Annotated in this window: 9 protein-coding genes; 5 read left to right on the forward strand and 4 right to left on the reverse strand. The window is 52.4% G+C overall.

The genetic code is table 11. From position 1 onward, the window contains the following. Window positions 1–17 precede the first annotated feature (17 nt). From BN1118_RS19600 to BN1118_RS21425, 4 genes are all read left to right on the forward strand, one after another. On the forward strand, window positions 18–1,085 hold the full coding sequence (locus tag BN1118_RS19600; RefSeq protein ID WP_131245235.1) for a phage head morphogenesis protein: 1,068 nt from the start codon (window positions 18–20) through the stop codon (window positions 1,083–1,085). Beyond that, complete coding sequence (locus tag BN1118_RS19605; RefSeq protein WP_043137750.1) at window positions 1,082–1,282, forward strand: hypothetical protein; 201 nt, start codon at window positions 1,082–1,084, stop codon at window positions 1,280–1,282. Before BN1118_RS19600 ends, BN1118_RS19605 begins: the two co-directional genes overlap by 4 nt. Then, complete coding sequence (locus BN1118_RS19610; protein WP_043137753.1) at window positions 1,282–1,728, forward strand: phage virion morphogenesis protein; 447 nt, start codon at window positions 1,282–1,284, stop codon at window positions 1,726–1,728. Before BN1118_RS19605 ends, BN1118_RS19610 begins: the two co-directional genes overlap by 1 nt. A 242-nt stretch (window positions 1,729–1,970) precedes the next feature. Continuing rightward, complete coding sequence (locus tag BN1118_RS21425; protein WP_080741110.1) at window positions 1,971–2,552, forward strand: sce7726 family protein; 582 nt, start codon at window positions 1,971–1,973, stop codon at window positions 2,550–2,552. On the opposite strand, the gene BN1118_RS21430 is transcribed toward BN1118_RS21425, so the two are convergent. Further along, window positions 2,497–3,594 (reverse strand): beta family protein, encoded by a 1,098-nt coding sequence (locus tag BN1118_RS21430; RefSeq protein WP_080741111.1) that lies wholly within the window; start codon window positions 3,592–3,594, stop codon window positions 2,497–2,499. The genes BN1118_RS21425 and BN1118_RS21430 overlap by 56 nt on opposite strands. 221 nt (window positions 3,595–3,815) lie before the next feature. On the opposite strand from BN1118_RS21430, the gene BN1118_RS21435 reads away from it, so the two are divergent. Next, entirely contained in the window at window positions 3,816–4,352 is a 537-nt protein-coding gene (locus tag BN1118_RS21435; protein ID WP_240485617.1) for a hypothetical protein, read from the forward strand. Between the two features lie 820 nt (window positions 4,353–5,172). Here BN1118_RS21435 and brxL read toward each other — a convergent pair. The 3 genes from brxL to BN1118_RS19630 are packed head-to-tail and all read right to left on the reverse strand — an operon-like array spanning window position 5,173 to window position 11,683. After that, a complete protein-coding gene (gene brxL, locus BN1118_RS19620; RefSeq protein WP_043557607.1) occupies window positions 5,173–7,260 on the reverse strand; it encodes a BREX system Lon protease-like protein BrxL in 2,088 nt (695 codons plus the stop codon). A gap of 29 nt (window positions 7,261–7,289) precedes the next feature. Further along, window positions 7,290–9,803 carry a BREX-1 system phosphatase PglZ type A gene (gene pglZ, locus BN1118_RS19625; RefSeq protein ID WP_043557608.1) on the reverse strand — a complete coding sequence of 838 codons (2,514 nt, stop codon included), beginning with the start codon at window positions 9,801–9,803 and terminating at the stop codon, window positions 7,290–7,292. Continuing rightward, a complete protein-coding gene (locus tag BN1118_RS19630) occupies window positions 9,800–11,683 on the reverse strand; it encodes a DUF262 domain-containing protein (protein WP_043557609.1) in 1,884 nt (627 codons plus the stop codon). The genes pglZ and BN1118_RS19630 overlap by 4 nt, the downstream gene beginning before the upstream one ends. Window positions 11,684–11,685: the final 2 nt, after the last annotated feature.

Raw genomic sequence — 11,685 nt, forward strand, 5'->3', positions numbered from 1 at the left:
CCGAGCACCCGAGGGAGTTGCACCTCAAGTGGAACAACCTGGTGCTGCCGGTGGATCACCCCTGGTGGAATACCCATTCCCCGAGCAACGGTTATGGCTGCAAGTGCAAGAAGTTCTTGCTCTCGGCAGCCGACCTCAAGCGGCGCGGCTTGGTGGTCGGCAAGGCCCCGGACGACGGCGATTATGAGTGGGTGGACAAGGCCACCGGGGAGTTGCACAAGCTCCCCAAAGGCATAGACCCCGGCTTTGATTACCGGCCGCAGACCCCGGCCGCCCTGACCAAGGCCGTTGCCAATCGGGAGGCCGCCAAGCCAGCGTTGGCCGAGCGGCTGCCGGAACGGCTGGTGGAGAGTGCCTATTCCAGTGTCAAGGGGGTGAATGCGCAGGGCTTGAGTGACCTGCTGGCCCAGTTGCCAGCCCTTCAGCGCGAGCCCTTGGCAGCCTTCCTCAAGGCGCACCCGGTCAAGGCCCTGTTTATCAAGCATACCGAGATAGGCAAAGGGGCGGCCGGGCTCAAGGTTGCCCCGGCCATTGCCGAGTATCTGGGCAAGGATGCTTACCTGGTGCGTGCCTTCTATCATTCTCGCCGCGCCAGCATGACCAATGGCTTTACCGCCAAAGGTTGGGGTCATCTGGTTATCAAGGTAAAGGGGGGCGATACTTTTAAGGCGGTCGATATCAAGGCGGTGCAAGCGGCGGTCACCGAGGTGGTGGCGGATGCCAAGGGCAACAGCGGTCCCCGACAATGGCAGCCAAGAGGGACCAGCGGTGAGACCCTGCGCCGTCATTGGAGCGTGTCGGCCAATGTGGGGGCCAGGCAAGGTGAGTCGGCACAACGGGTATCGACCTGGCTGCACGAACTGGGACATCAGGTCCACTTTTGGGCCGGTGAACCGAATTTGACTGGGGTTGGTTTGCTGACCGAGTATGCCGGCAAGACCAGGATGGAGGCCGCCGCCGAGGCGTTTGCCGCCTGGGTATTGGCCAGGGACGCCATGGTGGCGCATTTCCCCGAGCTGGCCAAACGGGTGGAGGCCATGTTGGCCCAGGCCACGGCTGCCAGTGGCAAAGGAGAAAGAGGATGACCTTGTTGGAACAAGCCAGTGCCCTGCTGGCAAAGGATGGCCCCTTTACCTTGGCGCAAGCCAAGGCGCTGGATGCGCTATGCGAGCAAGCCCGTGATGCGGAAGCCGACCTGATGGGGGATCTCTGGGAGGCCGCCATGGTGAATGCGGATGAGGAAGCGCTGCACTATATGACCACCTTCGAGGATGAGATCTGATGGTGGGCAGCTTTATCGCCATCAGCCACCATGGGGTGGCAGATGCCCACGAGCTGTTGGCCCGCCTCTACCAACGCACAGGTGATCTCAGCGAACCCCTGGCTGATATCGGTGAGGGGTTGCAACTCTCCCACCGGGATCGCTGGGATGCGCAAGAGAGCCCGGAAGGCGAGCCCTGGGCCCCGCTCTCGGACAAGTACCGCACCCGCAAGCCACGCCATGCTGATGAGGTGCTACGCCTCAACGACGACCTGCGCGATACCCTCAACTATCAGGCCGAACCCCAGACCCTCTATTTCGGCACTCCGTTCGAATACGGTGCCGCCCACCAGTTCGGTCGCGAGGAGATCAACCTGCCAGAGCGCCCTTATCTGGGGTTGTCGGAAGCGGACCGGAAAAGTGTGCTGGAGACGCTGGAGGGGTATGTCATCCCCGAGCGTGTGTGACGTGCTATGTCTGCGTGTGTCCCTAGGGAGCATGCATGACTAGGCTTGGTCGTTGGAGCTTGCGGGAGGCAAATTTAAACAGTGTTAAACACTGAATTTGAACGTGGATAGTCCTATTGTGGGATCACAGTTTGGATGTGACTATGTTCACTTACTCATAGATGTACACTTATGATGTATTGACACTGGCCGGATGGGGCCTATCATTCTGCGGCTCTATTCACAGGAGGGTGAGTTGTTAGATGCGCGACATAGATGTAAGACGAGCAGTTCACAAAAAAATCCTGATGGAGCACCATAAGGATCCTGATACGCTGGTTATTGATGAGTTCTCGCTAAACCAGGGGCTTTGTAGGGTTGACATTGCAGTATTGAATGGCAGGCTTCACGGTTATGAATTGAAGAGTGCATCAGACACCTTGGAGCGGTTGCCTGCTCAAATACAGCATTATTCAGCCGTCATGGATCGGGTCACCTTAGTTGTTGCGGATAATCATGCCGATAAAGCTTTGCCCTTGCTGCCTAGTTGGTGGGGAGTAAAGTTAGCAACGCTTGGTCTCAGGGGGGCAGTGCATTTAAAAACGCTGAGAAAAGAGCGTCAAAACCCAGATCAGGACAAATTAGCTCTTGCCACTCTTCTTTGGAAAGAAGAAGTAATTAATATCTTGCAAGGGTATGGCTTTGAACGAGGCTTAAGAAATAAGCCTCGCCGAGTATTATGGCAGTTGTTAGCCACAGAACTTGATATGTCCCAATTACGTGATGTAGTTAGGATAACCTTGAAGGCCAGATCTGGCTGGAGAGCTGGCGCACGACAAGAGTAATGTGATGATTAGCTGCAACTCTTCTCCATACCTCAGCACTTCCGTACGTTATATCCCCATTAGTTTTCTTCACCTCATCATGAGCATATTTCCAGATATCTAGGTCTCCTTCTGAGTAATGTTGGCCTGGATACTCGGGCCTGCTAATAAGCTCTTTGCAATGCTCGGCATATTGTTCATAACCATGAACCCGGGCTACTTTTCCCCTGAAAATAAGAAAGTAATCATCCGTAGTGTATCGAATACTTGCTGTGACGCTTGGGAACCTAGTCGCTAAACGAGTATATTCTGGATGCTGTACACCATAGTCGCCATAGACTACACTTCTATTTAACCCTGGCATCTTAGCTACGTTTTTCCAAAGATCCCACTCAAGCCTAGGAATTTGTGCCGTACCAACTTGAATCAGTGATAAGTCTCGTGGAAATGAGCCAGAAGCTAGAGTAATGCTACGATAATCTTGTAGGTATGGAAGGTTATTTATTCCACCTACCGCGACCAGAGCTGAAGTTTGTAAGTTGGAATCATCTAACGAACTATGTAGGTCAATAACAATATCTATCTTCTCTAATGAGATGCCAATCTCATCAATGTAATTTTTTATTAATTGTGGATTCATTAAGTCCGCAATCTGTAGGCGTAAACAAACTTCATCAGTAAGTACACTTTGTACTGCATTTTTGTACAGTTGTGAACGGGTTGGTGACGTCACAGGAACAATGTATACCCCAGACTCTCTTGCTTGATGAATAGCCACAATCAGTGGGTGTGCTTCATCAGCATCAATATCCTCTTCGTCAATCAAGTTGCCATCTAGTAACAGTGGTGTCTGATTAGGCCATGCTTGTGCTAGTTTGGCGCCATATCCGGTAAGAAGTTCGGTGTAACTCTTATCCGGCATCTCTGTATCAGGGTCATGAGGAACAGGTTCGATCTCAATGAGTGGTCGAATCTGTTCAATGATATCTGTTGATAGCTGTGTCAAAGCTTTAAACTCAGCTCGTTTGCCTTTTAAGATTGGCATGTATGAAAATTGATGCATTGTAACCTCGTGAGATGTTGAGCCCAAACGGGCTCTATCTACATTGGGGTAGCCAAGTAAAGTTCAACGCTGAGTTCCAGGTTAATAAGCTTTTTGTGATATGGCTCAATAATTGAACGCACCTATATAGTTCTTTTAACCCACCATAAACCCCACCTCCCTTCATGCCGCCGCACTATGGCGGCATGAACATATCCAAGATCCCATACTCAGCGCCCCTCGTGGCCATCCTCCAAGCCAACCCCGTCAGCGGGGAGCGGCTGGCGGTGCTCGATGCGCAACTCACCCCCCAAGGCGATGGCTGGTATCAGCTGTTGCCGGTTAGCCCCTTCAAGGCCCGCGACGGTCGCCCGTTCGATGTGGCCATCCCCCGCGCCATCACCACCCTGGGCACTGACTTCCCGCCAGGGCAGGCGGCCAACGGTATCTGGGTCAGCGGTGGCCATCAAGACATCAGTGCGCGGGTAGTGCGGCAAGGCACTGCGGGCGAGCAACTGGCCCAGAGCATCACCCATCCGCTGGTGTACGACGTGATGGCGGCCCGCGCCCAGGGCGTGGTGGGGCTGGCCAAGACCATGCCCAAGCGCACCCAGACCATTGAGCTGCCGTTATCTGCAGACACCGGTCTCATTCTGCCGGGGGCGTTGCTCGCGGTGGATGGTTGGAAGAGCTACAACCGGGGCGTCAGGGTTTCCGCTGCACTGCAGAACAAGGCCATGACGGTGCGCCAGCAACTGAGCGTGGAGCGATTTGTATGAACCTGTTCAAGCGATTCCTGGAACTGGTACCCGGTGCCGACCCGCTGCTGGTCGGTACCGTGACAGCCATGACCAGTACCACGCCCCCTGGATACGTTGGCGGGGGGCACCGTCACAGTGCACGGTGTCGGGGTAGCCATCGGCAAGAAGGCATTTTACAGGTGAGGGGAGCTGGCAGGGGAGGCGCCGGACTTACCGACCTATGAGATAGAGGTTTAATGCCGGTTTAACGGGCTTATCAAACTCGGCGATTCCTGTGCCACCAAGTTTGATAAAAGTACCAAGGGCACGGTTTTTCGTTTTAGGCAGACAGATTTTTCATTTTTCGCGGCGGGCTACAAAATGGCAGGAGAGACGCCGAAGAGCGGGGGACATTCGTCTAGCGTCTCAGCGAGTTAGCCGAATACACTGTCAGTAAAGGCTCAATCGTTCGACATAGGATGGAAACCTGACGCAAATAAAAAGGGCCACTTCTTGCGAAGTGGCCCTTTCCAAACGTTTGGGCTGGGGGAGTCTGAATTGGAAGAACAAATAACTGATATATAATGGTTTTGTGATTAGTGTGTCTCGTGAGGTGTTACCTTTAGTGTTACTACTCAGTAGATCACTTCCCAATACCACGACATAAGTGCCCAACATTTGACTATTGGTTGGTAGAGTCACTTTTACAGGATGCGGGTTCAAATCCCTATCTACCCGCGTTATCCCCCTCGACTAGCCCAGCCAAAGATCACTCTCTCAAATCGATAGGTTCACCTTGATCAGGATGGAAGGGTACAAGTGTTCCATCGGCAAGGATCTCCCTGTAAAAGCAGAGTGATCATTCATCGCATTTCCTCTTTGAGGAACTCAGCTCCATTCGGTGTTTAATGAACGTCACCTCGAATGCCTTGCATGGGCGGTATTGCTGTAGTCGATTGGCGAATGTGAATGCATCATGCATATCGTATTGCTGAAAGATGTCGAGGCCACGATCTAGGGAGATTTTCCAGCCGTGGTCGGTAACGATGTGGCGGGCGTGGATCGTGCCAGTGCCGTCGAACTCCCAGGTGAAGTTCACTCCCACCGCGCAGGCGGACTCCTTCATCTTCTCGAAGTTTTCCTTCTGCTGCTCACCTTTGAACTCATCTTCCACCGTCACCAGATGAACAGATATCTCATCATCCGGAGTCTTGTGCCTGACCACGGTCTCCAAAAACTCCATGAAGTTGCGCATTTGGTAAAACAGGCGGATGTACGGATCGGTGATGGTGATTACTGTCGCACCCTTGAGATAAGGGCCGAGCAGCGTATCGAAGGAGAGACCCTTCTGGTTCTCCTTGAATGTGAGATGCTTTTCCTTGAGGACTGGCTCGACAGGATGGGGCGGTTCGTATGGATCTTTGTGTGTGCCTGGTTGCGCAGATTCTACGACTTCCCCGTCTTCCACCTCGGCGATGGTCTTGTGGTAGTAGTCGGGGTATTCCTCCTCTTCGAGCGTCGTGACAAACCTAGTCTGGCCATCTGAACCCTGATAGGTAAAGCGGACGTTTCCGTAGGTGGAGTCGATTCGCATTAATTGATCTTTTACACGCTTGCGGCCCTCAATCGCGAACCGCAGCAACTCTTCCACTTCCTCTTTGGTTGCCCCCCCCTGCGGAAAGAGGATCTTCATCAAACCTGAGAATGTTTTGTTGATGCCATCGCGGTCCCGTGTTGAGATATCGGAGGAGAGGGTAAAGTGTTCCTTGTAGCGATCGGAGTAATCGTGATTACGCAGCGAGCGAAGGATCTCGGCCAAATAATCAACCACAAAGCCGTAACCGCTGGAGAACATCTCACCCCGGATGATGTCTACCTCCCAGCCGGGAATGTAAAAATGGATGCGGTCAAGAAACGCAGAATCGTAGAACTTATCAGGCAGCTCGCAAAACAAATCTGAATGCTTGAGCATGTAAGGCACTGTGTGCTGGGTGTTGCCCACGAACACCATGGAGGCCTCCGCCCCCAAGGTCTCAATGCCCCGCGAGAAGGACTTGTTAGCCATGTAGTTCTTCATTATGTCAACCAAGGCCTTGTCCACACGCTTTTGCTTGCCGGCAAACTCATCGAAGGCGACACAATCCCAGTAGCCGACCAAGCCAATCTTTCCGGAAGAGTTGCTCACAAACAGTTTGGGAACCGTAACCTCACCGCCGGAGATCAGGATGCCGTGCGGCGAGAACTCCGAGTAAATGTGAGATTTCCCGGTCCCTTTGGGGCCGAGTTCGATCAGGTTGTAGTTGCGCTCGCAAAATGGGATCAGTCGGACCAACTGGGTCAGCTTGCTGCGCTTGCCAAACATCTGCGGGTTGAAGCCGATACTTTGCACCAGTAGGTCAATCCACTCGTCGGTGGTGAATTGCGCTCTAGCCTCAACATAACCGTCGAAATCGAAATGGGAGAGTTGGATCGGCTTGAGGGTCGACAATATCCAAGGGCTAGTGCTTTTATCTTCGGTAAACTCATATTCCAGATCTGCAATACACCAGACTCCGCCGACAAGTAGCTTGGGGTGCTTTTTCACCGTTCCAGAATCAACAAGGATTTCTTTGATGCCCAAGTTTGAAAACTGCGCATGGTAGACATCCTTCTTGTCATTCAAATCGACACTGATTTTATCGATGACCTTATAGCGCCCCTTTTCTTTGATATTTGAGCGGACTAACCCTGCTTCATTCCGGTGAACATAATGCTTGGCAAGGATCTCCTTGACCGTCTCGATACCGGTCTGGATGGTCGGCTCATCGCTGGTGGCACAATATTGGCCCAGCAGGTACTCCAGCACGTAGGAGGGAACAATAGCGTTGCCCTTGACCGTCTTGACGAGATCCTTGCGGACCACGAGCCCTGGGAAGTGTGTGTTGATTTTCTGGTCAAGTTCGTTCATCGGTCACTCGTTGCCTTAATGTCGCTGGCTTAGAAATCAAAATCGCTGGTAAATGAGCGCCGTATCAAGTAACGCAGCGACTTGTATTCTTTGTAATGTGAAGTCCCGGCGTGTTTCTCATCCAGCCGGAGAATAACCTCTTGGCCATTAGCCTCATCAGCCTTGCGGGCCAATACAAAGCGCACCTGTAGTTCCCGCTCCCGTGGGCTGGTCGAACTAAGGTCGAAGGTTAGATCGTGGCTATCGGATATCAACTCGCCCGCCTCGGTATAGATGCCCGCCCGCAGCATACGCGGCTGGACCTTTTCCGTCACCGGCCCGGCTTGGTAGAGGGTCACGGCCAATTGTCCGGAGGTAATCACTGAGCTGGCTCCACGTAGGATGTCCACTTCAACGGCGGTGATATCGCTCTGGCGCTTTTTATTGATCTTGATCACCGGGATGACCACCTCCTGCAACGACGCGCCGCCATGCACAAAGCGGCTGCCGGAGCCCTTAAGACGCAGGCGGTTAATCGACTTGGGAATTTGCACCTCCACTTCACCAGTTAAGCCGAGCTGCTGCGAGGTGAATGTGTGCAAACTGGATGCTTCAGCCAACCCCTTACCGAGCACGAAACGCCGGTCGCGGTACAGAACGACATCACCACTTGACTCAACGGAGGCAAAATCACTCTCATCCAGCGGGCGATGTTGATAGATAAAACCATGGTCAGCCGTCACCAAAATGTTATTGGCATTGGCGGCAGTTAGCTTCTTGATCAATCGGATAATATCGTCCAGCGTCTGCTCAGCCGCTTCGAAGGCCTGCCCCTCTGAGTGCATCTTGTCGCCGGTGTGATCGATCCGGTTATGGTAGATGTAGAGCACGTCATTACTTTTGAGCAATTCGCGGCTGCCATCGCGGTCCAGCTGCATAAAGTCTTCAGCTGTGATCGCCTCACCCCGCCCATCCAAGGCAGACTGCAAGATTTTGGTACGATTTGCAGTTCCTTGGGAACTTTGGCCATCTACCAACACAGTGCCAGTTCCATTGTCGGCAATCGCCAGTGACTTGTTGGGCAGAAGCGCCGCCATACCAAGTTGGGTATAGCTGGGCAGCATCGAAAGCGCGGGTTCCAGTTCAGCGCTGTAGCGATCTTCCTTACGGATCAGGCTCAGCAACTCATCGCCGACCTCGTAGCGCATAGCGTCGGAGATAATTACGCAAACCTTATTGTCCTTACGTAGAAACGGTCGGACCCAATATTCGAAAAACGCATTCTGTTGACGTACCGGGAAGGCTTCCCACTTCGATGTCGCATCCACAAAGGTTTGGAAACGGTCACCCAGTTTCAGCAGGAAGTTGTTGGTGTAGAGGTTTTCGATCTGCTCGGTCAGGCTGCCCATCAAGGACGCCTGCCCCGACATGCGCACATTGTAGGTGAACTTGCGGTAGAGCTGGTCGAGCTGATACCAATTGCGGCTGTAGCGCTGCACACCGTCGGCCAGGCTATCCATGGCAAGCTTGGCCTCACCCAAGGCGTGGCTGAACTGAGCAGCGTAATCGAGCGCCTCGTAAAGATGGCGGTATGCGAGATACCAGTGACCTTGCCGCCGCTGACGAACCCAGATCGCCACATCACCGCTGGAGGCCGTTCGGGCCTCGACTGCCCGCACCAAGTCGCTGATGATCTTCTGGTCGATCAGGCGGAAGTAGTCCAGTTCGATCAACTCACGGAAATCCCGCTTGGTCAGGTCCTGCTCAATGCCAAGGACCTCGGCACATTCCCCCGAGAGGGTCTCAAAGCAGCCTTCGAACTGACGGCTATCCTTCCAGCGCTTGAGAAACACTAGCGCATCACCAGTCAGTTTCACCTTACCGTTGGTGTCCCCTGTGCCCACCGTCATCGCGTAGCAGGACTTGAACAGCTCAATAGCAAAATCACGGATACCCGGATCATCGGACTTGTAACCATAACAACGGGTCATCTGCTCCCAAAAGAAACTGCCCAGATTGCACCGTTCGACCAGCTTGATTTTCTCGTCGCGACCCTCTGCCAGCTCATGCAACAGGTTCTCCATTACCGCATCCATGCGTGGCTCGCTACTGGCGCATACCGCCAGCATCTTCAGGCGGATCTGTCCTGCGGTGTCGTCAGGCTTTAACAGCTTCTTCAGAGCATCCTTACGCTTTATCGCCTCAAAGAATGACCCATGGGCCTGTACTACATCCGTAAATTCCAGGCCGAGTTCCAGCTCGGACAGCCAGATAGCCGCCTGATCGGTGCGAAACTCACCGTGAGCCAACTGGACATCCAGCAACCAGTTATTTAGATCGTCGGGCTGCGCACATTCGCGGTAGAGCAGAAATTTCTGTACAGGTTGCTCACGGAGCAACCTGTACTTGATACCGAACTCGTTGTTGGAAAGCGTCAGCTTTTCGATGCCGGGTAGTACAAGCGCCTCGAAGTCATCGCGCAATTCCTGCTTGGCGTCATACCAGAAAACGATCCGGTACCGATCGAAGAGTTTTATCAAGGCCCGTTCAATCTGACTACTCATTCCAAAACATCCTCAACCATTTCCTCATCCTGATCCTCAGGCTCTGGTTCTACCGGGATCGCCTGAGCAATAAAAACTCGACTTTTGAGCCGCGCTTTAAGCGCGGCCCTACGCTTGGCAATAAATTCTGGGAAAGCCTCAAATCCAAGATCGATCCCTTCCACCAATAAACTTGCTGCGGTCAGGTTAACCGATGAATCCTCCAGCCAATCTTTCAGCGGGCGATCAGACTTGCCTATGTTCTGGGAATCATTCAGCAAATGCAGGTTGGCGATGGTGTTCCAGTGACGTGAATTTGCATAAAAAGCCATTTTGTCATGGTCATCGACCAGAAAATCCATTTTTTTCAGGTATTTCATTTCAAAATGGCTGCGAGGGTGCAGATGATCAATATGGAAAACCTCCGTTGCATTCATTTCCGGGAACAACAAATGCAATAGTGCTCGGCAGCGCCCTTCCCCGTGCTCAATATTCAACAAGCTCTCGATGTACTCGTCATCAAACCTAAGATCCTTATTGGTTGCAGTGTACCGCTCCATCACTGCCTGCAAAGGGAAATGCTCTTGGTCAAGATGCAGATCCAGTAGCTCGCGCATAGATTTCAAGATGGTGTCCGCCTGCCCACCAAACACCCCTTTCAACAGAGCCATATAAAACCAGCGGCCGATCAAGTCTCTCTGCTCTTTATGACGTACGAGGTTATTGATACTCTTGAAGAGGGGCTCATGCCCAACTTGTTTTTTATATAGGTAATAACAAACCGGTATGACCGCATTTTTGGATGTTAGTGACTGAGAGCTAATACCAAACCGACGGACAAGCCGCAGTGTTTGCACAATGCAGTCCTTGATGTCAGACCAGGATAACTGGATCTGCCGAACCTGCTCGGCACTGAAATTTTTCACCTTGAATCGGACATCTGCCCCGATAAGAACCAGACAGGTTTTCAGCACCCAATCGCGTTCCATGTAAAATCCCATATCAGCGCTTTGGTGGATCTGGCGAATCAATTCATCCAAGTCATGCCTGAAGTCACCATCCCAATTGGCGACAGCAATCGACATCAGCAGATCAGAAAAATGCAGTTTTGTGCCGCCACTGTTGGTGCGGATAAATACATCCAGCACATGGTCAATCTCCTGGCTGCCTTCATTGAAATAATGAATAAGGCGCTGTCCCCTGATGGCATCATACAGTTTGAGCAGAGTTTTTCGGGCAAACGCGTTGCCTGAAAGCCCCCGCAGCTGTAGTTGAGGTATCACCACCTCCAGCAGCACATCATCGGCACTCTCATAATGAGGGAATTTCAGGATCTCATGCAGGCAAAACCAGTGGTGTTTTGCATCATCAGAGGCGCAAGCGCTTTGGTACTGAGCATCGGTCAGAAACCGGAAGTTGTACTGCATCAGTGACTCGTTGTCTTGCGAGTCAACAGGCTGAGCCAGATCAAGGTACAACTTGCGTGGTGGCAGCACCTTGTCATCCTTGGTTGTCGGCCACCATACACGAGGCTGTTTGTAGGCATAGGTACCACACAAGCCGATATACAAAGACGTTAGCCGCTGCTGCCCATCAATAATCGCTTTAAAGTTTTTGTAACTGGCATGAGTTGGCTTGTGAGGATTTTCCTCACAAAATCGCTCACAGTACGACCTCAAAAACTCATAAAACTTGTAGTCATTTTTGATCTCTGCACTGTTTACTTCCCACATCATGAAGGAGTTAATCGGGTAGCCTCGCATGATGGAATCGAACAGAACACAGATCTGCTGACTACTCCACACAAACTTGCGCTGAATGGCAGGCAACAGATAGTCCCCGCCATTAATAGCAGCAATCGCCTCCTGAATGGTAATCGCCTTTTCATATTCACCCGCCATGC

Source organism: Aeromonas bestiarum (genome assembly GCF_000819745.1).
Taxonomy (GTDB): domain Bacteria; phylum Pseudomonadota; class Gammaproteobacteria; order Enterobacterales; family Aeromonadaceae; genus Aeromonas; species Aeromonas bestiarum.

What these genes read in the sequence shown, in the direction of transcription:
- BN1118_RS19605 (WP_043137750.1), top strand. Translation starts at nt 1,082, where the DNA reads ATGACCTTGTTGGAACAAGCCAGTGCCCTGCTGGCAAAGGATGGCCCC.
- BN1118_RS19610 (WP_043137753.1), top strand. Translation starts at nt 1,282, where the DNA reads ATGGTGGGCAGCTTTATCGCCATCAGCCACCATGGGGTGGCAGATGCC.
- BN1118_RS21425 (WP_080741110.1), top strand. Translation starts at nt 1,971, where the DNA reads ATGCGCGACATAGATGTAAGACGAGCAGTTCACAAAAAAATCCTGATG.
- BN1118_RS21430 (WP_080741111.1), bottom strand. Translation starts at nt 3,594, where the DNA reads ATGCATCAATTTTCATACATGCCAATCTTAAAAGGCAAACGAGCTGAG.
- brxL (WP_043557607.1), bottom strand. Translation starts at nt 7,260, where the DNA reads ATGAACGAACTTGACCAGAAAATCAACACACACTTCCCAGGGCTCGTG.
- pglZ (WP_043557608.1), bottom strand. Translation starts at nt 9,803, where the DNA reads ATGAGTAGTCAGATTGAACGGGCCTTGATAAAACTCTTCGATCGGTAC.
- BN1118_RS19630 (WP_043557609.1), bottom strand. Translation starts at nt 11,683, where the DNA reads ATGGCGGGTGAATATGAAAAGGCGATTACCATTCAGGAGGCGATTGCT.